Source organism: Caulobacter segnis (assembly GCF_023935105.1).
GTDB lineage: Bacteria > Pseudomonadota > Alphaproteobacteria > Caulobacterales > Caulobacteraceae > Caulobacter > Caulobacter segnis_B.
The window spans coordinates 2,198,348-2,221,756 of record NZ_CP096040.1; the positions used below are offsets into that span (position 1 = coordinate 2,198,348).

Annotated in this window: 18 protein-coding genes; 7 read left to right on the plus strand and 11 right to left on the minus strand. The window is 69.9% G+C overall.

What is annotated here, in order from left to right:
• Positions 1–7: 7 nt before the first annotated feature.
• Positions 8–634, minus strand: coding sequence for a TetR/AcrR family transcriptional regulator (locus tag MZV50_RS10735; RefSeq protein ID WP_252634564.1), 627 nt, complete (start codon positions 632–634; stop codon positions 8–10).
• Between the two features lie 109 nt (positions 635–743).
• On the opposite strand from MZV50_RS10735, the gene MZV50_RS10740 reads away from it, so the two are divergent.
• From MZV50_RS10740 to MZV50_RS10755, 4 genes are all read left to right on the plus strand, one after another.
• Positions 744–2,183, plus strand: coding sequence for an efflux transporter outer membrane subunit (locus MZV50_RS10740; RefSeq protein WP_252634565.1), 1,440 nt, complete (start codon positions 744–746; stop codon positions 2,181–2,183).
• A gap of 40 nt (positions 2,184–2,223) precedes the next feature.
• On the plus strand, positions 2,224–2,751 hold the full coding sequence (locus MZV50_RS26570; protein ID WP_252634566.1) for a biotin/lipoyl-binding protein: 528 nt from the start codon (positions 2,224–2,226) through the stop codon (positions 2,749–2,751).
• Positions 2,752–2,822: 71 nt separating this feature from the next.
• A complete protein-coding gene (locus MZV50_RS26575) occupies positions 2,823–3,362 on the plus strand; it encodes an HlyD family secretion protein (RefSeq protein ID WP_354668949.1) in 540 nt (179 codons plus the stop codon).
• Positions 3,363–3,390: 28 nt separating this feature from the next.
• A complete protein-coding gene (locus MZV50_RS10755) occupies positions 3,391–4,947 on the plus strand; it encodes a DHA2 family efflux MFS transporter permease subunit (protein WP_252634567.1) in 1,557 nt (518 codons plus the stop codon).
• Here MZV50_RS10755 and MZV50_RS10760 read toward each other — a convergent pair.
• Entirely contained in the window at positions 4,944–6,353 is a 1,410-nt protein-coding gene (locus tag MZV50_RS10760) for an amidase (RefSeq protein ID WP_252634568.1), read from the minus strand. The two genes, MZV50_RS10755 and MZV50_RS10760, sit on opposite strands and share 4 nt — an antisense overlap.
• 67 nt (positions 6,354–6,420) lie before the next feature.
• On the opposite strand from MZV50_RS10760, the gene MZV50_RS10765 reads away from it, so the two are divergent.
• On the plus strand, positions 6,421–7,410 hold the full coding sequence (locus tag MZV50_RS10765) for a P1 family peptidase (RefSeq protein WP_252634569.1): 990 nt from the start codon (positions 6,421–6,423) through the stop codon (positions 7,408–7,410).
• On the opposite strand, the gene MZV50_RS10770 is transcribed toward MZV50_RS10765, so the two are convergent.
• The 7 genes from MZV50_RS10770 to MZV50_RS10800 all read right to left on the minus strand — a co-directional run bounded on the left by MZV50_RS10770 (position 7,407) and on the right by MZV50_RS10800 (position 18,073).
• On the minus strand, positions 7,407–8,996 hold the full coding sequence (locus tag MZV50_RS10770; RefSeq protein ID WP_252634570.1) for a dipeptide ABC transporter ATP-binding protein: 1,590 nt from the start codon (positions 8,994–8,996) through the stop codon (positions 7,407–7,409). The genes MZV50_RS10765 and MZV50_RS10770 overlap by 4 nt on opposite strands.
• Position 8,997: 1 nt before the next feature.
• Positions 8,998–9,822, minus strand: a complete 825-nt coding sequence (locus MZV50_RS10775; RefSeq protein ID WP_252634571.1) for an ABC transporter permease — start codon at positions 9,820–9,822, stop codon at positions 8,998–9,000.
• A complete protein-coding gene (locus MZV50_RS10780) occupies positions 9,819–12,224 on the minus strand; it encodes an ABC transporter substrate-binding protein (protein ID WP_252634572.1) in 2,406 nt (801 codons plus the stop codon). Before MZV50_RS10780 ends, MZV50_RS10775 begins: the two co-directional genes overlap by 4 nt.
• Positions 12,225–12,360: 136 nt before the next feature.
• Positions 12,361–13,734, minus strand: a complete 1,374-nt coding sequence (locus tag MZV50_RS10785; RefSeq protein WP_252634573.1) for a tetratricopeptide repeat protein — start codon at positions 13,732–13,734, stop codon at positions 12,361–12,363.
• A gap of 35 nt (positions 13,735–13,769) precedes the next feature.
• Complete coding sequence (locus tag MZV50_RS10790; RefSeq protein ID WP_252634574.1) at positions 13,770–14,735, minus strand: alpha/beta fold hydrolase; 966 nt, start codon at positions 14,733–14,735, stop codon at positions 13,770–13,772.
• 24 nt (positions 14,736–14,759) lie between these two features.
• Positions 14,760–16,991, minus strand: coding sequence for a TonB-dependent receptor (locus MZV50_RS10795; RefSeq protein WP_252634575.1), 2,232 nt, complete (start codon positions 16,989–16,991; stop codon positions 14,760–14,762).
• A gap of 179 nt (positions 16,992–17,170) precedes the next feature.
• Complete coding sequence (locus MZV50_RS10800; RefSeq protein WP_252634576.1) at positions 17,171–18,073, minus strand: LysR family transcriptional regulator; 903 nt, start codon at positions 18,071–18,073, stop codon at positions 17,171–17,173.
• Between the two features lie 72 nt (positions 18,074–18,145).
• On the opposite strand from MZV50_RS10800, the gene MZV50_RS10805 reads away from it, so the two are divergent.
• On the plus strand, positions 18,146–19,645 hold the full coding sequence (locus tag MZV50_RS10805) for a CoA-acylating methylmalonate-semialdehyde dehydrogenase (RefSeq protein WP_252634577.1): 1,500 nt from the start codon (positions 18,146–18,148) through the stop codon (positions 19,643–19,645).
• A 162-nt stretch (positions 19,646–19,807) separates the two neighbouring features.
• Positions 19,808–21,055 (plus strand): dipeptidase, encoded by a 1,248-nt coding sequence (locus MZV50_RS10810; protein WP_252634578.1) that lies wholly within the window; start codon positions 19,808–19,810, stop codon positions 21,053–21,055.
• Positions 21,056–21,216: 161 nt separating this feature from the next.
• On the opposite strand, the gene nagA is transcribed toward MZV50_RS10810, so the two are convergent.
• Entirely contained in the window at positions 21,217–22,353 is a 1,137-nt protein-coding gene (gene nagA / locus MZV50_RS10815) for an N-acetylglucosamine-6-phosphate deacetylase (RefSeq protein WP_252634579.1), read from the minus strand.
• On the minus strand, positions 22,353–23,375 hold the full coding sequence (locus MZV50_RS10820) for an SIS domain-containing protein (RefSeq protein ID WP_252635223.1): 1,023 nt from the start codon (positions 23,373–23,375) through the stop codon (positions 22,353–22,355). The genes nagA and MZV50_RS10820 overlap by 1 nt, the downstream gene beginning before the upstream one ends.
• Between the last annotated feature and the right edge of the window lie 34 nt (positions 23,376–23,409).

Consider the following 23,409-nt stretch of genomic DNA (forward strand, 5'->3'; position numbering starts at 1 on the left):
GGGGCGCCTAGGCCTTGGGCCCGAACGCGGCCATGAATGTGCTGACCGCGATCGCGACCTCGGCGTCGACGTCCTCGGGCGTGGGCGCGCCGATATAGTTGACCAGCCGCGCCTTCAGCATGCGGTTCTGGCACAGGCCGATGAACAAGTGGCCGCCGGCGATCGGGTCGTCGATCTGGATCCGGCCCTCCAGCTTCATCCGCGCCAGGAAGCCGCCTAGCAGCCGGGCGCCGCGCAGGGGTCCCGCCTCGTAGAAGGCCCGGCCGATGTCCGGCGAGCGTTCGGACGCCGCGGCGATCAGCCGGAAATGGCGCATGTTGCGGTCGGACATGACGTTGGTGATGTAGCGCCGGCCCAGGCGCGTCAGGGCGGCGCGCACGTCGTCGCCCTCGTCGTCCAGCAGGGCGAACATCTCCGCGCCCTGCCATGAGCAGTAGCGCTCGACATGGGCCTGGAAGAGCTCTTCCTTGCTCTTGAAGTAGTTGTAGAGCGTGCTTTTGGAGCCGCCGACCTTGGCCGCGATGGTCGACATCGAGGCGGCGTCGAAGCCTTCCTCCAGGAACACCTCGGCGGCGACGTCGAGAATGGCCTCGCGGCGGGCGTCACGGTCGGAGCGGAACTTGGCGTCGATCATCGAATTTCTTTCCGACCGTACGGTACGGTCGCCTTGACTATAGCGGAATACGGGCCTACTTGCACCCCAGCATATGACTATACCGTACGGTCACATCAAGGCGCCTCTCATGCCGACCTCCTCAATCACCTTCCTTCGTCGTAGCGGCCCCTATCTCGCGGCGGCCAGCGCCCTGGTCGTGGGCGCCTGCGCCAGCCTGCCGCCGGCCCAGGCCGCGCGGGTCGCCAAGGCGCCCCAGGCCTACGAGAGCACCCAAGCCCTGGCCGCGCCCGTCGCCGACTGGCCCGCCGACGCCTGGTGGACGGGTTATGGCGACACCCAGCTGAACGCCTTGGAGGATGAGGCCCTGAAGGGCTCGCCGACCCTGGCCGCCGCCGAGGCCCGCCTGCGCCGCGCCCAGAGCCTGGTCGCCCAGGCCACGGCCGCCGACCTGCCGCGCGTGGGCCTGGGCGCCGACGTCGCCGAGAACAAGCAGAGCTACAATGCCGGCATCCCGCCGGCCTTCGTGCCGCACGGTTACAACGACACCGGCCGTATCGCCCTCGACTTCAGCTGGGAGCTGGACTTCTGGGGCAAGAACCGCGCCGCCGTCGCGGCCGCCACGTCAGAGGCCAAGGCCGCCCAGGCTGACGCGGCCCAGGCCCGCCTGACCCTGTCGACCGCCGTCGCCTCGACCTATGCCGAGCTGTCGCGCCTCTACGCCCAGCGCGACGTCGCCGAGCAGGCGGTGCGTCTGCGCCAGGAGACCTCGAACCTGGTCGCCAAGCGCGTCGCCAATGGTCTCGACACCCGGGCCGAGAGTGAACAGGCCGCGGCGGGGCCGCCGGCCTCGAAGGCCGAGCTGTCGGCCTTGGACGAACAGATCGCCCTGACTCGCAACGCCCTGGCCGCCCTTTTGGGCGCCGGCCCGGATCGGGGCCTGGCCATCGCCCGCCCGGCCAGCGCGACGATCAAGCCGTTCGGTCTGCCGGCCAACCTGCCGGCCAACCTGATCGGCCGCCGTCCCGACGTGGTCGCCGCCAAGTGGCGCGCCGAAGCGGCCACGGCTCGCACCAAGCAGGCCAAGGCCGCCTTCTATCCGGACATCAACCTGACCGGTTTCGTGGGCGTGCAGTCCCTCTATCTCGACAAGCTGTTCTCCAGCGGTTCGGACATCGGCCAGGTCGGGCCGGCCCTGCGCCTGCCGATCTTCGAAGGCGGCCGCCTGCGCGCCGGCCTGCGCGGCGCCGAGGCCGATCGCGACGCGGCCGTGGCCGCCTATGACGGCGCCCTGACCCAGGCCTTGCGCGATGTCGCCGACGTCACCGCCAGCGAGAAGGCGCTTGCCAGTCGTCTGGCCGACGCCCGCCTGGCTTTGACCGCCAACGAGAACGCCTACCGCATCGCTCGCCTGCGCTACGAGGGTCAGCTGTCGACCTATCAGTCGGTGCTGCTGGCCGAGCAATCGGTCCTGGCCCAGCGCCGGGTCGTCGCCGACCTGGAAAGCCGCGCCTTCGCCCTCGACATCGCCCTGATCCGCGCCCTCGGCGGCGGCTTCACCGGCGCCTGAACCCCATCACCACGACACCCGCTCCCTAGGACTTGCACCTATGTCCGATCAACAACCCGCTGACACCCAAGTCGCCGCCGCCCAAAACGAGGCCAATGGCAAGCGCCGCCGCCAGCTGACCCTTCTCGCCGGCGCGGTCGCCGTCGGCGTTGTCGGCTATGGCGCCTGGTGGCTGGTCTTTGACAGCCACTTCGTCGAGACCGACGACGCCTATGTCGGGGCCGAGACCGCCCAGGTCACGGCCCTGTCGCCCGGTCCGGTCGCCAAGATCTTCGTCTCCGAGACGCAAGGCGTGAAGAAGGGCGACCCGCTGGTCGTCATCGATGACGCCGACGCCCGCATCGCCGTCGCCCAGGCCGAGGCCGCTCTGGGCCAGGCCGAGCGCAAGGTGAAGGGCTACTTCGCCAGCGACACCGCCCTGGCCGGCCAGTTCGAGGCCCGCCAGGCCGACGTGACCCGCGCCGACGCCCAGATCACCGCCGCGCGCGCCGATGTCGAGCGCGCCCGTGTCGACCTCTCGCGCCGCCAGGCGCTCGTGGGGAGGGGGCGGTTTCCGGTGATGAGCTGACGACCGCCCAGAACCGCCTGGCCAACGCCCAGGCCGCCCTGAACGCCGCCCTGGCCGGCCGGGCTCAGGCCCTGGCCAGCCGCGACGCCGCCATCGGCACGCGCGAGGTCAACACCGTCCTGATCTCCGGCGCCTCGGTCACCGAGAACCCCGAAGTCAAGGCCGCTCAGGCCCGCCTGGACGCCGCCCGCCTGAGCCTGGCCCGCACCGTGGTCCGCGCCCCGACCGACGGCGTGGTGGCCCGCAAGTCGGTGCAGGTCGGCCAGCAGGTCGCCGTGGGCGCGCCGCTGATGGCCGTGGTCCCGACCCGCGAGGCCTATGTCGACGCCAACTTCAAGGAAGTGCAGCTGGACAAGGTGGTCCCCGGCCAGCCGGTGATCCTGATCTCCGACCTCTACGGCGGCGGTGTGAAGTTCCACGGCAAGGTCAAGGGCCTGGCCGGCGGCACCGGTTCGGCGTTCTCGCTGATCCCGGCCCAGAACGCGTCGGGCAACTGGATCAAGGTGGTCCAGCGCGTGCCCGTCCGCATCACGCTGGACCCGGCCGAACTGGCCGAGCACCCGCTGCGCGTGGGCCTGTCGATGAAGGCCAAGATCGACGTCGCGAAGTAACTCAGGCCTGCCTGTAAGGAGCCGCCTCATGGCGTCCGAACCATCCCAGGCGGCCGGTCCGCCGCCGATGACCGGGATCCTCCTGGCCGTCACCTCGATCGCCCTGGCGCTGGGCACCTTCATGCAGGTGCTGGACAGCACCATCGCCAACGTCTCGATCCCGACCATCGCCGGCAACCTCGGCGTCAGTTCAAGCCAGGGCACGTGGGTGATCACCGCCTTCGCCGTGGCTAACGGCGTCTCGGTGCCGCTGACCGGCTGGCTGATGGGCCGCTATGGCGTGGTGAAGACCTTCGTGGCCTCGGTGATCCTGTTCACGATCGCCTCGTTCCTGTGCGGCATCTCGTGGAACCTCAGCTCGCTGATCTTCTTCCGGATCCTACAGGGCGCGGTGTCGGGGCCGATGATCCCGGGCTCGCAGGCCTTGCTGATCATGATCTTCCCGCCCAACAAGCGCGGCACGGCCCTGGCCATCTGGTCGATGACCACCCTGGTGGCCCCGATCTGCGGGCCGATCCTGGGCGGCTACATCTCCGACAACATTTCCTGGCCGTGGATCTTCCTGATCAACGTGCCCGTCGGGATCCTGTGCGCCGTCGTCTGCTGGCGCAACATGGCCAGCCGCGAGACTCCGACCCGCAAGCTGCCGATCGACCGCACCGGCTTCATGCTGCTGCTGGTCTGGGTCGGCGCGCTGCAGGTCATGCTGGACACCGGCAAGGAAGCCGACTGGTTCTCCTCGCCCGCCATCGTCGTCGAGATGTGGATCGCCATCATCGGCTTCATCGCCTGGGTGATCTGGGAGCTGAACGAGAAGCACCCGATCGTCGACCTGTCGCTGTTCCGCTCCAGCAACTTCGCCATCGGCACCATCGCCTTCTGCCTGGGCTACGCGGTGTTCTTCGGCAACAACCTGCTGCTGCCGCTGTGGCTGCAGACCCGCATGGGCTACATCGCCACCTGGGCGGGCCTGGTCGCCGCGCCTAGCGGGGTGGTGGCCGTGTTCCTGACCCCGTTCACCGCGCGCCTGATGACCAAGATCGACGCCCGCTGGCTGGCGACAATCTCGCTGGCGGCGTTCGGCCTGTCGTTCTTCATGCGCTCGGGCTACACGCCGGACGCCAACTTCTGGGCGCTGGTCATGCCGATGCTGGTCCAGGGCGTGGCGATGAGCACCTTCTTCATCTCGATGGTGACCATCTCGCTGAACGGCATCCCGCCCCAGCAGACGCCGCAGGCCTCGGGCCTGTCGAACTTCTCGCGGATCACCGCCGGCAGCTTCGCGGCTTCGCTGGCCACGACGATCTGGGACCGCGGCGAGGCCGTGCACCAGACCCGCCTAGCCGAGACCATGAGTTCGGGCAGCCCCGCGTGGGTCGACGCGGTCAACAAGCTGCAGGCGACAGGCATGACCCACCTGCAGGCCGTCGGGGCGATCACCAATCAGGTGATCAACCAGGCCTACCTGCTGGCGGCGCTGGACTTCTTCCGGGTGTCGGCCTGGCTGTGCGTGATCCTGATCCCGTTGATCTGGCTGACCAAGAAAGCGGTCAGCGGCGGCGGCGCCCACGCGGCGGCGGACTAGACCTTCCGCGTATCGACGAACGGCGCGGCCGGCCAGCGACGCTGGGCCGGCCGCAGTCGTTCCCAGGCCCGCGACAAGGCCAGCACGCCCCGGTCGTCGAAGCGCCGCCCCACGATCTGCAGGCCGATCGGCAGGCCCTGGGCCGTGTAGCCGCAATTGATCGAGGCCGCGGGCTGCTCGGTCATGTTGAAGGCGACGGTGAAGCCGATGTGCTCGAACGGCCGGGCCGGATCGTTGGTGGGCGAAGGCAGCTCCGCGTCGAAGGCCGGCATCGGCGCGGTCGGCGAGATCACGAAATCGAACGGCTGGAAGGCCTTCGCCCCCGCCTCGCGCATCCGCTGGATCTGGTTGAAGCCGCGATAGACCGCGATCCCGTCCGCGCCCCGCGCCGCGCGGGCCCATTCCAGAATGTAGGGCAGGGCGCGCTCGGCCCGTTCCGGCGGCAGGGCGTCCAGGTCGTTCAGCGAGCGGGTGCGCCAGAAGAGGTCCAGGCCGTTCAGCATCTCGCGGGTCAGGTAGGGCGCGAACGGCTCGACGATCGCCCCGGCGGCTTCGAACGCCTTGGCGGCGGCGGTCACGGCCTCCGCCACCTCGGGCTCGACCGGCAGGCCGGCGCCGGCGTCCAGCATCAGGCCGATCCGCAGGCCCTTCAGGTCGATCTCGAGATCGTCCCAGGCGATCGTCTCTGGCGGCAAGCTCATGTAGTCGCGCCAGTCCGGCTTGGAGAGCACGGTCATGGCTAGGGCGGCGTCCTCGACCGTGCGGGTCATCGGCCCGGCGCAGCGGCCGATGTAGGGCGGGTCGATCGGGATGCGGCCGTTGCTGGGCTTCAGGCCATAGATGCCGCACCAGCCGGCCGGCAGGCGGATCGAGCCGCCGATGTCGGTGCCCAGGTGCAGTGGCCCATAGCCGGCCGCGGCCGCCGATCCCGCGCCAGCGCTGGAACCGCCGGGCGTCTTGGCCAAATCCCAGGGATTGCGCGACAGCGCGTGGAAGCTGGAAAGGCCTGACGACAGCATGCCGAAGTCAGGGTTGGTGGTCTTGGCCAGGATCACCGCGCCTGCCTCGCGCAGCCGTGCGGCCGGCGGGGCGTCGATGGGCTCGGGCGCCAGGTCGGAGGCGGCCGAGCCCAGCGGCTTGGCGACGCCGCGCGTGGCGATCAGCTCCTTGATGGTGACGGGGACGCCGTCCAGCGGGCCCAGCGCCTCGCCCTTTCGCCAACGGGCCTCCGAAGCGCGAGCCGCCGCCAGGGCCGCCTTCGCGTCCAAGGCCCAGGTGGCGGCGAGATCGGGCTCCCAGGCCTCGATCCGCGCCAGCACGGCCGATGTGACCTCGACGGGCGAGAGGTCGCCGACGGCGTACAGCCGGGATAGTTCGGTCGCCGTCAGGTCGGGAAGCGCGCTCATGGATCGAGACTAGGACGCTCGCGGGCGGCTTCGCTAGAGTGCGCCGACTCTTCGGAAGGACTTCGCCTTGCTTCGACCCGGTCCGCTCAACCTGCTGACAGACGTGCCCGGCCTCTCGGTCGGCAACGCCACGGACGAGGCGGCGCGAACGGGCGTGACCGTCGTGCGCTTTCCCGGCGGCTGGACGGCGGCCGTCGACGTGCGCGGCGGTGGGCCCGGCGTGCGCGAGACCGCGGCCCTGTCGCCCGAGAACGGCTACGCCAAGCTGCACGCCCTGACCTTCAGCGGGGGCTCGGTGTTCGGCCTGGCCGCCGCCGACGGCGTCACCGCCGCCTTGTCGCAGGCGGGCGAAGGCTTCCTGGTGCGGCCCGACACGCCCCGGACCCCGATCGTCGGCGGGGCGGTGCTTTATGACCTCGCCAACGGTGGCGACAAGGCCTGGGGCCTGGATCCGCCCTATCGCGCCCTGGGCCAGGCGGCGTTCGCGGCGGCCGGAACGGCCTTTGATCTCGGCGCGGTCGGAGCCGGGCGCGGCGCGCGGGCGGGCCTGGTGCAAGGCGGCCTGGGCTCGGCCTCGCTGGACTTGGGCGACGGGCTGGTCGTCGCGGCCCTGGTCGCGGTCAATCCCGTCGGCTCAGTGTTCATGCCGGACGGCGAGACCTTCTGGGCCTGGCCGTTCGAGATCGACGGCGAGTTCGGCGGCCGCGTCCCGAGCGGTCCGGCGAGGGCGATCGAGCCGATGCCCGACGACTCCCGTCTCGCGGGCCAAGGACGCCTGACCGAGGGCGCCAACACGACCCTGGCCCTGGTCGCCACCAACGCCGGGCTTGGCGCGGGCGAGTGTCAGCGCCTGGCGATGATGGCCCAGGACGGCCTCTCGCGCGCCATCCGTCCGGCCCATACGCCGTTCGACGGTGACGTGGTCTTCGCCGCCGCCTCGGGGGCGGTGGATCTCGGGCAGGACGGTCGGGCGCATCGCCTGGCTAGACTGGGCTCGGCCGCTGGTGACTGCCTGGCGCGGGCTATCGCGCGCGGCGTGCACGCGGCGCAGGGCTAGCCTCTCGCGGCCAGCGCGCGGGCGAGGTCCGGCGTCGCGGCGATCAGTTGCGCCGTGTACGGATGCTGGGGATTGGCGAAGACCTCGGCGGTCGGGCCGCTCTCGACGATCTGGCCCTTCCGCATGACCAGCACCCGGTCGGTCAGGCCGCGCACCACGCCCATGTCGTGGGTCACGAACAGATAGGCCACGCCCAGGTCGTCGGAGAGTTTCGCCAGAAGGTCCAGCACCTCGGCGCGGACCGTGACGTCCAGGGCCGAGACGGCTTCATCCAGGGCGATGACCTCAGGCTCGACGATCAGGGCGCGGGCGATGGCGATGCGCTGGCGCTGGCCGCCGCTGAACTGGTGCGGATATCGGTCGGCGACCTCGGGCGGCAGGCCGACCTTGGCGAGGACGGCCTCGACCTGTGCGCGACGTTCGGCGGCGGAGAGCTTCTCGTCCAGCAGGTGCAGCGGCTCGGCGACCAGACGCTCGACCGTCCAGCGCGGGTTCAGGCTGCCCTGAGGATCCTGGAAGACCAGCTGGATGGCCCGGCGGTCGCGGCGTGGCGAGGTCGGCGTGAACGGCGCGCCCGCCAGGCGCACCTCGCCGCCCTGGACCGGATCCAGGGCCAGCAGGGCCCGCAGCAGGGTGGACTTGCCGCTGCCGGACTCGCCGACCAGGCCGACGATCTCGCCAGGGCGGATCGCCAGCGAGACGCCCGGCAGGACGCGGACCGGCGGACCGGCGCGCAGGAACCCGCGCGCACCCGGATAGTCGCGGACCACGTCGCGCGCCTCCAGCACCGGGACGGCCTCGACGTCGGGCTTGCGCGTCCGAACCGGCATGCGTTCGGCGTCCGCGGCCAGGGCGCGGGTGTAGGGATGAGCGAGGGTCTTGAAGAGGACGCCGGTCTCGCCCTGCTCGACGATCTCGCCGTCCTTCATCACCGCCACGCGGTCGGCGGCCTGGGCGACCAGGGCCAGGTCGTGGCTGATCAGGATCAGGGCCGCGCCGTCCTCGCGGACCAGGCGCAGCAGCAGATTTAGAATCTGCGCCTGGGTCGTGACGTCCAGCGCCGTGGTCGGCTCGTCGGCGATCAGCAGGCGTGGCGACAGCACGACGGCGATGGCGATCGCGACCCGCTGGCGCTGGCCGCCCGACAGCTCGTGCGGATAGCGGGTCAGCGGGATGTCTTCCAGGCCTACGCGATCCAGCGCCTGGCGGGCGGCGGCCCTGGCCTCGGCACGGGAAGCCTTGCGGTGCAGGCGCACGACCTCGGCCACCTGGGCGCCGATGGTCATGACCGGGTTCAGGGCCGTCATGGGCTCCTGGAAGACCATGCCGATGCGGTCGCCGCGCAGGCGGGCGATCGCGGCGTCCGGCAGGCCGACGAGGTCCTGGCCCTCGAAGCCGATCGTCCCCCCGAGCGTCGCGCCGCGCGGCGGCAGGCCCAGGATCGAGAGCGCGGTCATCGACTTGCCCGAGCCGGACTCGCCGACGATCCCCAGCACCTGGCCGGCTTCCAGCGAGAGCGTCAGGCCCTTGAGGATCGGCTTGTCGCCGAGAGCCAGCTTCAGATCCCGGATATCCAGCAGGGCCATGTCAGCGGTCCTCCTGCAGGCGCGGGTCCAGCCGGTCGCGCAGACCGTCGCCCAGCAGGTTTAGGCCCAGCACGGTGATCACGATCGCCAGGCCCGGGAAGATCGCCTGAAGCGGCGCGATGGCGACCAGGGTCTGGGCGTCGGCCAGCATCTTGCCCCAACTGGCGGCCGGCGGCTGGGCCCCGAGACCGACATAGGACAGGCCCGCCTCGGCGATGACGCCCAGCGAGAACTGCAAGGTGGCCTGGACGATCAGCACGCTGGCCAGGCCCGGGGCGATGTGCTCGATCGAAATCCGCGTCGCCCCCTTGCCGGCCGCGCGGGCCGCCAGGACGTAGTCGCGGGTCCAGAGGCTCAGCGCTGAACCTCGGGTCAGGCGCGCGAACACCGGGATGTTGAAGACGCCGATGGCGATCACGGCGTTGATCGCGCCCGGACCCAGCACGGCGGTGATCAGGATCGCCAGGATCAGGGCCGGGAAGGCGAAGACCACGTCCGAGCCGCGCATGACCAGCTCGTCACCCCAGCCTCGGCGGGCGGCGGCCAGCAGGCCCAGGGGGACGCCGATCCCGGCCCCCAGCAGCACCGCCACCAGCGACACCGACAGAGCGTTGCGGGCGCCCAGCAGGATCATCGAGGCGACGTCGCGCCCGAAATGGTCCAGGCCCAGCCAGTGCGCGGCGGTGGGCCCTTGCAGGCGGTGGTCGATGTCGAAGGCGGTGACGTCGTAGGGCGTCCAGACCAGGGAGACCAAGGCGAAGGCCACGAAGGCCAAGCTGATCGCGGCGCCGACGACGAGCGTAGGGGGGAGGCGCGAGCGGTTCATGATCCGCGCCTTCGCAGGCGGGGATCGACCAGCACATAGGCCACGTCGACCAGGAAGTTGGTGGCGACCACGGCGAAGACCAGCAGCATCACCACGCCCTGCACCACGATCAGGTCGCGCTGGGTGATGGCCTGCAGCACGAGCCGTCCCAGGCCCGGCAGGAAGAAGACGTTCTCGATGATCACCCCGCCGGCCAGCAGGAACGGGAACTGCAGGCCCAGGATGGTCAGGATCGGGATCAGGGCGTTGGGAAGGCCGTGCCGCCACAAGGCCTGGCTGGCGGTCAGCCCCTTGGCGCGTGCGGTGCGCATCCAGTCCTCGGCCAGGGTGTCGATGAGGGCCGAGCGGGTGACGCGGGCGATGATCGCCGCTTGCGGCGCGGCCAGGGCGACGGCTGGCAGGGCGAGGGCCTTCAGGGCCGGGATCAGGCCCGCCTCCCAGCCCGGGAAGCCGCCGGCCGAGACCCAGCGCAGTCCGATCGAGAAGACCATGACCAGGAGGACCGCGAACCAGAAGTTCGGGATGGCGACGCCGACCTGGGTCAGCCCCATGACTACGGTGTCGGTGGCCTTGCCGCGCCGCGCGGCGGCCAGGGCGCCGATGGGCGCGCCAATGACGATCGACAGCCCCACGGCGAGGAGGGCCAAGGGTAGCGAGACGCCAACCCGCTCGGCGACGAGGGCCGCGACCGGGGTCTGGTAGGTGTAGCTGACACCCAGGTCACCGTGCAGCATGCCGACGAGCCAGGCGAGGTAGCGTTGCGCCGCCGGACCTTCGAGGCCCATCTGCTGGCGCAGGTTGGCGACGGCTTCCGGGCTGGCGTTCAGGCCCAGCATGTAGGCGGCTGGGTCTCCCGGCACGATCTGGATGATGGCGAAGACCATGAGGCTGGCCGCCAGCAACGTCAGCACCATCACGGCCGCCCGGCCGCCCAGCCAAGCCACGCCGAAGCGGGCGGCGAGCAACGTCAGGCCGCCTAAGACCGCCAGGACCAGCACGCCGCCGAGGATGGCGCTGACCGACCCGTTCTTCGCCTTGCCCGCGGCCTCGGCGGCGCCGTCTCCGTCGAACGATGCCACGTGCAGGTCGATGGTCTGGGTCTGGGAATTGACCCAGAAATCCTTCAGTCGCGCATCGAACACGCCCAGGCGCGGGAACTGGAACAGGAAGCCGTTGACCGCGTCGTCGGCGATGCGACGCTGGATCTGGTCCAGGATCGCCGTGCGCTGGCCTTCGTCGGTCGCGCCCTTCAGAGCCTGCATCAGGGTGTGGAAGGCGTCGCTGTGGTAGCCGAAATAGTAGTCGGCCTTATCGTAGATGGCGTAGTCCATCGGCTCGGCGTGGCTGACGATGGTCAGGTCGAAGGCGTGGCGGCCATAGACCTGGTCCAGCCACTGGGCCCACTCGATGTTCTCGATCTTCACGCGCACGCCGGCCTGGGCCAGCTGGGCGGCGACGATCTCGCCGCTGCGTCGGGCGTAGTTGGGCGGCGGTAGTTTCAGGGTCAGGTCCAGGCCGTTCGGATAGCCCGCTTGCGCCAGCAGCGCCTTGGCCTTGGCCAGGTCGTGCGGATAGAGGCCGGTCAGGTCCACATAGGCGGCGTTCTGCGGGGGGAAGTGGCTGCCGATTGGCGTGCCGTAGCCGTACATCGCCCCGTCGATGATCGCCCGACGATCCAGGGCGTGTTGGAGCGCGCGGCGCACCCGCACGTCTGCCAGCGGACCGGTGCGCTCGTTCATGGCCAGGATCACCTCGCCCTCGCTGGAGGCGGTGACCACCTTCAGGGCCGGATCGGCGCGCAGCTGGGCCAGGTTTTCCGGCGCGGGATAGTCGGGGAAGGCGTCGACCTCGTGGGTCTTGATCGCCGCGAAGGCCGCCGCCGGATCGGCGATGAACTTGAACCGCACCGTCTTCAGCTTGGCGGGCGCTCCCCAATAACTGTCGTTGCGGGCCAGGGTCACCGTATCGCCGCGTCGCCAGCCGGCGAACCTGAACGGGCCGGTGCCGACCGGGGCGGTGGCCAGGCTGCCCGCCGACTTGGGCGAAACCATCACGCTGTCGCCCCAGGCCAGGGTGTAGAGCAGGTTGCTGTCAGGACTGGCCAGATGCAGGCGCACGGTGCGCGGATCGACGACCTCGACCTGGCGGATGACGCTGAGCGCCTGCTTCTGGACGTTGGTCGAGTTGGGCGCGATCGCCCGCTCAAGGCTGAACTTGACGATGCTGGCGTCGAAGGGCGTCCCGTCCTGGAAACTCGCGCCGTCGCGCAGGTGGAAGGTGTAGATCAGGCCGTCGGGCGAAACCTCCCACCAGGTCGCCAGCAGCGGCTTCACCGTCCCCTGGGCGTCCAGGCGCACCAGGCCCTCGAACACGGTGGCGTAGACCACCTCGTCGGTCGCCACGGCGGCGCCCGAGGTCGGGTCCAGGTTCGGCGGCTCCAGTTGCAGGGCGACGGTCAGATCGTCCTTGGGCGCGGCCTGGGCCAGGGGGCGAGCGCCAGCAGGAAAGCCGCCAGGCCGCCGAGAAACGCTTTCAGTCTCACGCCAGGGCCGCCAGGCGCCGTTCGACGCGGGCCCGCGCCTTGGCCGCCTCGCCTGGCAGGCCGAGCCGGTCGTAGACTGCGGCCAGGGTCCGGTTCAGCGGGACGCCGTCGGGATCGAAGCCGCGCCGCAGCTCCAGGGTCTGCTGGGCTTCCGACAGGCGGTCGGCGCGGATCAGGGCGTCCAGGATCAGTTGCTCGAAGAGGTCGCGCTGGGCGTGGCTGCCGCCGATTTCGGACAGGCGGGGCAGGGCGGCCCGCAGGCCGCGCAGGGCGCTTGGATAGTCGCCGCGCGCGTGGGCGACCAGGCCCTCGGCGGCGGGCAGGGCGACCTCGCTCCAGGTCTGGCGGACATGGGCGGGGGCCTCCAGCGCCGCACGCCGCACGGCGGCCAGCAGCGTGTCGGCCTGCGGCCGGCCGGCGCGGGCCAGGCCATAGAGATACTGCAGGGTCAGGAACGGCTGGACCACATCGTCGGCGCGAGCGGCGAGGTGGTCGGCGACGTCGGTCCACCGATCGCCCACGTCTACGCTTGCCATCTCCAGTCGGGCCAGCAGCGAGACCGCCCCGACCTGGTCCTGCGAGTAGTCCTTCTCCTGGGTCCAGCAGTGGTCGTCATAGGCGGCGAGGGCCGCGTCAGCCTTGCCCTGGCTGAGGTAGAATAGCGCCAGGTGCCACCACAGGTGCGTGTCCATGAACGAGTTCAGGCCCGTCCAGGTGTCGCGGACGCCTTCCAGGAACGCCGCGCCCTCGTCGATGCGACCCTGGGTCAGCATCACGTGGGCCAGGGCGTGCTGGGCCCACGGCTCCTTGCGCTTGAGCTCGAGGGCGCGGCGAGCGGCGGTCTCGGCCTCGTCCAGCAGGTGGCACTGCTCGTAGGCGAAGGCCAGCATGCCATGCAGGTAGGCGACGTCCGCGGCGGCGGGTAAGGCGGCGCTGGCCGTGCGCAGCATGGCCGGGAAGTCGCCGTGGTTGAAATCGTGATAGTGCCGCAGCTTCAGCGTCAGCAGGTCGCGCGGCCAGCTCTTCTGGATGACCTCGGCGATGGCGAGCGCGCCGGGAATGTCGTCGGCCGACCAGGCGGCGACGAAATCGACGAAGGCCCGTTCGCGCGGATGGGCGTCGCGCGCCAGCTCTCGAGCGCGGGCCAGATAGGGCGCGGCGCGTTCGGCCGCCTCGGGGGCTTCCAGCAGCAGCCACAGCACGGCGGCATAGGCGTTCAGCAGGATGCTGTCCGGATGCGCCTCGGCGGCGCCGATCACCTCGGCCGCCCGGGTCTCGTAGCTGAGAAAGCCGTCGATGAACCCGTCGACCGCCGCCAGGGCGGCGTCGGACGTCGGGCTCACCGGATTGCCGAGATAGTCGGTACGCATGGGGTTACTCTAGAGGGGCCGCGCCGCCGCGCCACCTATTGGATGCCGGCGGCGGTCAGGAAAGCGGCCACGTCATCGGCTGTGCGCTGGGGGATCTCGACCTGGGGCAGGTGGCCGACCTTGGGATAGATGATCAGCTTGGCGCCCGGGATGGCCTCGGCGAACTTGTGGGCGCCGGCGACCTCGATCAGCGGGTCGATCTCGCCCCACAGGACCAGGGTCGGAGCCTTGATCGTCGAGAGGACTTCCTTGGTCGCCTGGCTGTGCTTGCCGGGCTGGATCGACATCAGGATGGCGCGGTGGCCTGGGGCGCGCTGCAGCTCGGCCCAGCGGTCGATGAAGGCGTCGGTGATCACGGCGGGATCCCCGACCTCGCCGCGCAGGCCCGAGCGGATCAGCGGCGTGTTGTCGATCGAGCGCAGGAAGGCGCGGCCCCAAGAATATTTCAGCAGTTTGAAGGCCAGCGGCGGCTTCTTCAGCGTCGTGGCCGGCCAGCCGGCGGCGTCGGCCAGGATCAGGCCGTTGACGCGGTTCGGATGGCGCACGGCGACCTGCCAGGCCACGCCGCCGCCCATCGAATTGCCGGCGATGGCGAATTTGGGCAGGTTTTCCTTGGCCGCCAGGGCGTCGATCAGGTCGGCGAAACCGTCGGCCGAGGCGACATAGCCTTCCGGCGCGCGGGTCAGGCCGTGACCGGGCAGGTCGACCGTGATGATCCGGTAGCGATCGCCGAGCCGCGCGACCCAGCCCTCCCAGGAGAAGTGGGAGTCGCCGAAGCCGTGGACGAGGACCAGCAGCGGACCGTCGGCCTTGCCCTCGTCCTTGTAGTGCAGCCGCACGCCGCCGGGCAGGTCGGCATAGTGCGAGGCCTTGGTGGCGTACTTGGCTTCCAGTTTCTCGTACGGGATGTCGGGGCCGCGCAGCAGCAGCCAGCCGACGAGGCCGGCCAGGACCACGACGGCCACCAGGCCGCCCACGATCAGCAACAGGGTCTTCAACATGGGCGGTCCTCCCCGGCGGTCCGACTAGAAGCGATACTGGGCGCGAACGCCATAGGTGGCCGGCTGGCCCGGCGCGGCGATGTCGATCAGCGGCAGGAAGAAGTTCCGCGTCAGGTCGTACTTGGTGTTGAAGACGTTGCGGGCGAACACCGTCAGCTCCCACGGGCCCTTGGCCGGCGACACCGTCACGCTGGCGTTGGCTAGCCAATAGCTGTCGACGTCGTAGCGCGAACCCAGCAGCAGCGGCTTGGTCTTGTCGTGGAAGGCCCAATTGCCCTGCGCCTGGACCTCGTAGTCGCCGACGCCCCAGGTGTAGGACACGTCGCCGCCGTAGCTGAGCGGCGGGAAGCCGACCTTGGCCCCGGTGCGCGAGATGTAGACGGCGCGACCCGCGGCGACGCTGGCCGGGATGTCGAGGTCGTTGGTGTACTTGTCGAACTTGCCGGTCTTGTAGCCCAGCGACTGCCCGATCCGCAGGGCGGGGACCGGACGCCAGGTCAGCTCCAGCTCGCCGCCGTAGATGTGCGACTTCTGGGCGTTGACGATGGCCCCGATCGGGCCGTTGTTGATGTCGTAGATCGCCGACTGAACCTGCTGGTCCTTGTAGTCATAGTAGAAGACCGAGCCGTTCAGCTGGACGGTGTTGTCGGCGAAGCTGGACTTGAAGCCCGTCTCATAGGCCCACAGCGTTTCGGGGCGGAAGCCGTCGACGGCCGAGGCGTCGCCGACATTGTACGAGGTGAAACCGCCGGACTTCGTGCCCTTGCTGGCGCTGGCGTAGATCAGCACCCCGGCGATCGGACGGTATTCCAAGGCCAGCTTGCCGGTCAGGGTCTTGTTGTGCAGCGCTTTGTCGGCGGTCGGGCTGAAGTTGGTCGCCGGGGCGCCGGGGGCGAAGACGCCAGCGGTGACGAAGTTGTCCTGGTTGCGCTTCTCGTTCTCGCCGCGCAGGCCGCCGATCAGCTTGACCTTGTCGGTCAGCGCGTATTCCAGCTGGCCGAACAGCGAGGCCGAGCGGACCTTTTGGCTATAGGTCGTGCGGGTGTCGAACAGCAGCGACTGGTAGAAGTCCGAATAGAAGGCCTCGTCGATCGTCTCACGCGAATAGTAGCCGCCGACCAGCCACTGCAGCGGACCCTCGGTCTTTGACGAGGCGCGAAGTTCCTGCGAGAAGACCTTGGCGTCGGTGTCGAAATAGGTCCCGGCATAGGCGTAGGCCGAGGCGTCCCAGTCGTTGTATTCCTTGCGGTGCAGGGTCTCGTAGGACGTGATCGAGACCAGGTCGACGCCGTCGGTCTCGGTGTGGGCGCGCAACGAGACGCCGCTGCTCTTGGTGTCGTGGAACGGCTTGGCGTCGGTCGCGATGCCGGTCAGGGCGGCGAAGGCCGCCGAGCCGCCCCAGCCGGTGTTCTTGCGGCTGCCGTCGGCGGCGATGGTCGGCAGGCTGGCGTTGTAGCCCAGCGGGTTGAAGAGGTAGAGGCCCGTCGGCTCGGACTTGTCATAGCCGGCATGAACGCTGAGCAGGAAGTCGGTCCTGTCGGTCGGCGTCCAGGCCAGCTGGCCGCGCACGGAGGTCGTGTCCTTGTCGCCCAGCTTCTGGCCGGTCGTGCGGTTCTTCTGCCAGGCCCCGCCCTGGTCGGTGACGAAGGCCAGGCGGCCGCTCAGCGTGTCGCTGATCGGGCCCGAGACGAAGCCCTCGGCCTTGAATTCCTCGTTGCTGTCGTATTCGGCGGTGACACCGGCGCTCAGCGAACGGGTCGGACGGTTGGTGATGAAGTTGATCGCGCCGCCGGTGGTGTTGCGGCCGTAGAGCGTGCCTTGCGGGCCGCGCAGGACCTCCACGCGGGCGATGTCGAACAGCAGGCCCTGGGTCTGGGCCTGGATAGGATAGGCCACCTCGTCGACGCTGACGCCGACGGTCGAGGAGTTGTTCGAGGCGTAGTCGTCGAAGCCGACGCCGCGCAGGCGGAAGCTGGGCTGGCCGCTGCCGAACTGCGGGGTGATCTCCAGGCTGGGCGTGGCGAACTGCAGCTGGTTGACCGTGGCGACACCGCGCGCGGCCAGCTGGTCGCCCGAGATCACCGACAAAGCGACGCCGACGTCCTGGGCCGACTGTTCGCGGCGCTGGGCGGTGACGATCACCTGCTCGACGGCGGTGTCGCCGGGGGCTTCCGGACTGGCTTCGGCGAAGGCGGCGCCGGCGAAGGTCGCGCCGATGGCGCCGGCCGCGGTTCCGATGAGAAGACGCTTGATCACTGCAGATCCCCGTTTTCGGCGCGCATGCGTATCGCGAGAGGCGCCGGTTTTTGTTCGTGAGATAATTCCTATTTGTTCAGTGGGAATTGAAACCGAGATTTCCTCCGGCGAGGCGAAGCTTCTCTAATCGGCGTTCAGTCTGGACGGAAAACGCCGTGACATGGAGTCGTCATCGCGCGCTACAGCGATGCGGCGTGCTGGGTGACCAGGTCGGCCAGGAAGTCCAGCACGGCGCGGACGCGGGGCAGGGGCGCCAGGTCGGCGTGGGCCGAGACCCAATAGCTGCGCTGCAGGTCCAACTGCTCGGGCAGCACGCGTTGCAGGCGCGGATCGCCTTCGGCCGAGAACCGGTGCAGCACCCCGAACCCCAGCCCCGACGCGACGGCGGCTTGCTGGGCGGCGATCGAGTTGGAGCGGAACACCGTCGTCGCGCCCGCCGCCACCTGGTCCAGATAGCGCAGCTCGGGCACGTCCAGCATCTCGTCGATGTACCAGACCAGCGGCCGCTCCAGCAGTTGGGCCAGGTCCTCCAGCGGCGGCGTCCGGGCCAGGTATGTGCGCGCGGCGTAGAGGCCCAGACTGTAGTCGGCGAGCTTGCGGGTAACGATGCGACCCTGGGTGGGGCGGCTGAGGCTGATGGCGATGTCGGCCTCGCGGCGCATCAGGTTGACGCTGCGCGACAGCGGCGCCAGTTCCAGCTGCAGGCCCGGGAAGCGCTGGTGAAACTGGTGGGCGGCCGGCGCGACCAGATGGGCGCCGAACGCTTCCGGCGTCGACAGGCGCACCGTGCCCGACAGGGTTTGTCCCACCGCGCCCAGCCGCTCGCTGGCGCTCATCAGCTCGGCCTCGATGCGCTCGGCGTGTTCCAGCAGGGTCAGGCCCTGGCTGGTCAGGCTGACGCCACGCGGCGAGCGGTCGATCAGCTTGACGCCCAGATCGGTCTCCAGGGCGGTGACGCGGCGGGCGACCGTCGTCTGGTCCAGACCCAGCCGCCGGCCGGCGGCCATCAGCCCGCCAGCCCGCGCCACATGCAGCAGGACGCGGAGGTCGTTCCAGTTTGGCGTATGCAAATTTGCAGGCATGGTTGCAAAAATTCCAGCTCCCCATGCAAGAATGCCAGGAGTAAGCCAGGGGGACAATTAGGGAGCTTCGGCATGCGCACCATTTCCCACTTCGTCGGCGGCAGCGTCGTCGAGGGAACCTCCGGCCGGTTCGGCGACGTCTTCGATCCCAACACCGGCAAGGTCCAGGCCCGCGTGGCCCTGGCTTCGGCCTCGGAACTGGACGCCGCCGTCGCCAACGCCAAGGCCGCCCAGCTGGCCTGGGCCGCGACCAACCCGCAGCGCCGCGCTCGGGTGATGTTCGAGTTCAAGCGCCTGCTGGAAGTCCACATGGACGAGCTGGCCGAACTCCTGTCGTCCGAACACGGCAAGGTTATCGCCGACAGCAAGGGTGACATTCAGCGCGGCCTGGAAGTCATTGAGTTCGCTTGCGGAATTCCGCACCTGCTGAAGGGCGAATACACGCAAGGCGCCGGCCCTGGCATCGACGTCTATTCGATGCGCCAGGCCCTGGGCGTTGTCGCCGGCATCACCCCGTTCAACTTCCCGGCCATGATCCCGATGTGGATGTTCGGTCCCGCCATCGCTTGCGGCAACGCCTTCATCCTCAAGCCCTCGGAGCGTGATCCGTCGGTGCCGGTGCGTCTGGCCCAGCTGATGATGGAAGCCGGCCTGCCGCCGGGCATCCTTAATGTCGTCCACGGCGACAAGGACTGCGTCGAGGGCATCCTCGACCACAAGGACATCAAGGCCGTCAGCTTCGTGGGCAGCTCGGACATCGCCCAGGCGGTGTTCCAGCGCGCCGGCGCCGCCGGCAAGCGTGTTCAGGCCATGGGTGGGGCCAAGAACCACGGCCTCGTCCTGCCCGACGCCGACCTGGACCAGGCGACGGCCGACATCATCGGCGCGGCCTATGGCTCGGCGGGCGAGCGCTGCATGGCCCTGCCGGTCGTCGTGCCGGTCGGCGCCAAGACCGCCGACGCCTTGCGCGAGCGATTGGTCGATGCCATCGGCGGTCTGCGGATCGGGGTCAGCACCGACCAGGACGCCCACTACGGCCCAGTGGTCAGCGCCGCCCACAAGGCGCGGATCGAGAGCTACATCCAGATGGGAGTCGACGAGGGCGCCGAGCTGGTCGTCGACGGTCGCGGCTTTGCTTTGCAAGGCCACGAGGATGGCTTCTTCGTCGGTCCGACCCTGTTCGACCGCGTCAAGCCGACCAGCCGCTCGTACCAGGACGAGATCTTCGGCCCGGTGCTGCAGATGGTCCGCGCCGAGACCCTGGAGGAGGGCATCGGTCTGGCGTCGCGCCACCAGTACGGCAACGGCGTGGCGATCTTCACCCGCAACGGCGACGCCGCCCGCGAGTTCGCCGACCAGGTCGAGGTCGGTATGGTCGGCATCAACGTGCCGATCCCGGTGCCGGTCGCCTATCACAGCTTCGGCGGCTGGAAGCGCTCGGGCTTCGGCGACCTCAACCAGTACGGCATGGACGGGGTGAAGTTCTATACGCGGACCAAGACCGTGACCCAGCGGTGGCCCAAGGGCGGGGCGGTGCTGGACCAGAGCTTCGTCATTCCGACGATGCGGTGAGACGAGCGGGGCGGGCCGAAAGGCTCGCCCCGACGCGCACGGCTTAGGCAATTGGGTCGAAGATCGCGCGAAGCTCGACTGGAGGCTTTCGTTCGGCCGTCCGTTGACTCACACAGGCGGCCTGCGCTGCATCCGCGTCAAACGAAGTCGAGCGTCCCGACCATGACCAAAGCCCACCTATTCCTCGCCGCAGCCCTGATGGCCGCGCCGACCCTCGCCACGGCCCAGGCCGCCAAGAGCACGGTCCCCAAGATCAGTCCCGCCGCGCGCGCCGTCCATGACGCCGCCATCGTGCTGGACACCCACTTCGACACGCCGGCCCTGTTCTCGCGGCCCGGCTGGGATTTCGCCGACCGGCACGCGGTGACGAAGGATGGCAGCCAGGTCGACCTGCCGCGCATGGTCGACGGCGGCGTCGATGGCGGTTTCTTCGCGATCTACACGGCCCAGGGGCCGCGCACCAAGGCCGGCGACGACGCGGCCCGCGCCGCCGCCCTGGTCCGGGCGGTCGAGATCCACGAGATGCTGGTCAAGCACGCCGACAAGATCGAGATCGCCCTGACGGCTGACGACGCCGCCCGCATCGTCGCCAAGGGCAAGCGCTTCGCCTATCTCAGCATGGAGAACGCCTATCCGCTGGCCGGCGACCCCGGCATGCTGGACGCCTTCTACGCGCTGGGCGTGCGGATGGTCGGATTCGCCCACTTCAAGGACAACGACTTCGCCGACAGCGCCACCGACAAGCCCGAGTGGGGCGGGCTCAGCCCCAAGGGCAAGGCGCTGCTGGACGAGATGAACCGCCTGGGCGTGATCCCCGATCCCAGCCACTCGTCCGACGCGGTGCTGGCCCAGGTGATCGAGCAGTCCAAGACGCCGGTGGTGCTGTCGCACAGCGGCGTGCGGGCGGTGTTCGACCATCCGCGCAACGTGCCCGACGACCTGCTCAAGAAGCTGGCCGAGAAGGGCGGGGTCATCCAGATCAACGCCTTCTCGTCCTACATGCTGCCGCCGCCGCCGCCCAATGCGGAGCGGGACAAGGCCATGGCCGCCCTGATGGCCAAGTTCGGCGCGCGCAACAAGATGACCGAGGATCAGGTGGTCCAGCTGATGGCCGAGCGGCGCGCGCTCCTGGCCCAGTATCCGATGCCGCGCGCCAATCTCGAGGACCTGATGGCGCACCTGCTGTACGCTCTGAAGCTGGTTGGGCCCGACCATGTGGGCCTCAGCGGCGACTTCGATGGCGGCGGCGGGGTGGACGGCTACGACAGCGTCGCCGACCTGCCGATCGTCACCGAGCGGCTGCTCAAGGCCGGCTATTCCAAGGACGACATCGCCAAGATCTGGGGCGGCAACGTCCTGCGGGTGCTCCGCGAGACCGAGGCCTACGTCGCCAGCCACAAGGGCGGATGAGCTGAAATGGAAAAGGGCGCCGGCCGCGAGGCCAGCGCCCTTTTTGCTTGATCCTCCCCTCGGCGGGGGAGGCGGCCGAAGGCCGGAGGGGAAGCGCGGCCGAGTCGGTGTCTTCCTCTCCGTCGTCTCTTCGAGCCGACACCTCTCCCCTGGGGAGAGGATCAGCCCTCGTTTCCGTCGATCCAGGTGGCGGTGACGTTGAGGTCGTCGTCGAGCAGGCAGAGGTCCGCCGCGTAGCCCGGCGCGATGCGGCCGCGCTGGTCGGCCAGGCCCAGGAACGCCGCCGGGGCGGCCGAGGCCATCATCACCGCGTCGTCGATGGAGAGGTCCAGCATCCGGACGGCGTTGCGCACCGCCCCGGCCATGTCGAGATCCGAGCCAGCCAGGGTGCCGCCTTCGCCGACGCAGACCCCGTCGCGCACGACGATCTCCTGGCCCTGCAGGGTGAAGCGCTTGTCGGTCATGCCCACGGTGGGCATGGCGTCGGTGACCAGCATGAAGCGGTCCAGCGGCCGGGCGCGCAGGGCGATCTTCAGCGTGACAGGATCGACGTGGCGGCCGTCGACGATGATCCCGGCCCAGGCGTCCTGGTTCTCCAGCACCGCCCCGACCACGCCCGGCTCGCGGCTGGTCAGCGGCGACATGGCGTTGAACAGGTGGGTGACACCGGTCAGGCCGTGGTCGAGAGCCTGGCGCAGGGTGGCGTAGCTGGCGTTGGTGTGGCCGGCGGCGACATGGACGCCGGCGTCGGCCAGGCGCTGGATCGTCTCCGGCGTGGTCCGCTCGGGGGCCAGGGTCACCAGGGTTCGGCCGACCTTCAGCGACGAGAGCAGGGCGATGGCCGCCTCGTCGAGGATCCGGAACTTGCCCGCGTCGTGGATGCCCTTGCGCTTGGGATTGAGGAACGGGCCCTCGATGTGGACACCCAGGACGCCAGGGACGCCCGCGGCGATCGCCGCCTCGGTCGCCCGCAGGGCCTGGTCGACGACGGAAAGGTCGTCGCTGATCAGGGTCGGCAGGAAGCCGGTCGTGCCGAACTTGCGGTGGGCCGCGCCGATGGCGGCGATGGTCTCCACCGTCGGGGCGTCGTTGAACAGCACCCCGCCGCCGCCATTGACCTGGGTGTCGATATAGCCGGGGACCAGCAGGCCGCCGGCCAGGTCGCGACGCGCGGCCGAGGCCGGAACCTCAGCCAGAGGGACCACGCCGGCGATCCGGCCGCCTTCGATCAGGACGGCCTGGCCGTCCAGGATGCCGGCGGCCGTCAGGACGCGGCCGTTGACGAGAGCAGCCAGCATCAGACGGTTTCGGTGACCTTGTTGAGGTGGGGCGGGCTGTCGGGATCGTAGCCGCGGGCGACCGACAGGGCGTTGGCCATGCGGTAGAAGCTCTGGATCATCAGGATCGGCTCCAGCACCGGATGGGCCGCCACGGTCGGCAGGGTGGGAGCGTCTTCCTCGCCCATCCCTGTTTCTTGGGGCGCGGCCAGCAACACGTCGGCGCCGCGTTCGGCCAGGCCTCGGGCCATCGCGTCGACGCTGTCGCGGCTCTCGTCGTTCTGGGCGAAGACCAGGGCCGGGAAACCGTCCTTCACCAGGGCCATGGGACCGTGCAGCACCTCGGCGGCGCTGAAGGCCTCGGCGTGCAGGCCGCAGGTCTCCTTGAACTTCAGGGCCGCTTCCAAGGCCACGGCGAAGCCGACGCCCCGGCCCAGGACGTAGAGGTTGCTGGCCGAGGTCAGGCGCTCGACGGCCGGGGACCAGTCCAGGCTCCAGGCCTGCGCGAGCGCGGCGGGCAGGGCGGTCAGGGCCGAGGTCAGCTCGGCGTCCTCGGTCCAGGCGGCGATCAGCTGGGTGATGGCCACCAGGGCGGCGATATAGGACTTGGTGGCCGCGACGCTGAGCTCGGGGCCGGCGTGCAGCGGGATCACCGCGTCGGCCAGCTGGGCCAGGGGCGAATCCTCGACATTGACCAGGGCCACGGCGTAGCCGCCGGCGGCCTTGGCCGCCTTCACCGCCGCCAGTAGGTCAGGGCTCTTGCCCGACTGCGAGATGGCCAGGACCAGTGCGCCGTCCAGGTTGGGCGAGGCGTCGTAGACCGAGCTGACCGACAGGCCGGCCGACGAGGTCAGAACCCCGGCCTTGGTCTCGATCAGGTAGCGGGCGAAGGTGGCGGCGTGGTCGCTGCTGCCGCGTGCGATGGTGACCACCACGCGCGGCGGATGGGCCCGCAGCCGTTCGGCCAGGGTCGCGATCTTCTCGGCGTTGGCCGCCAGCAGCTTCGCCGCCACCGACGAGGCCTCGCCCGCCTCCAGGAACATCCGCGTGGACTCCGGCGACAGGCGGGCGGGCGAG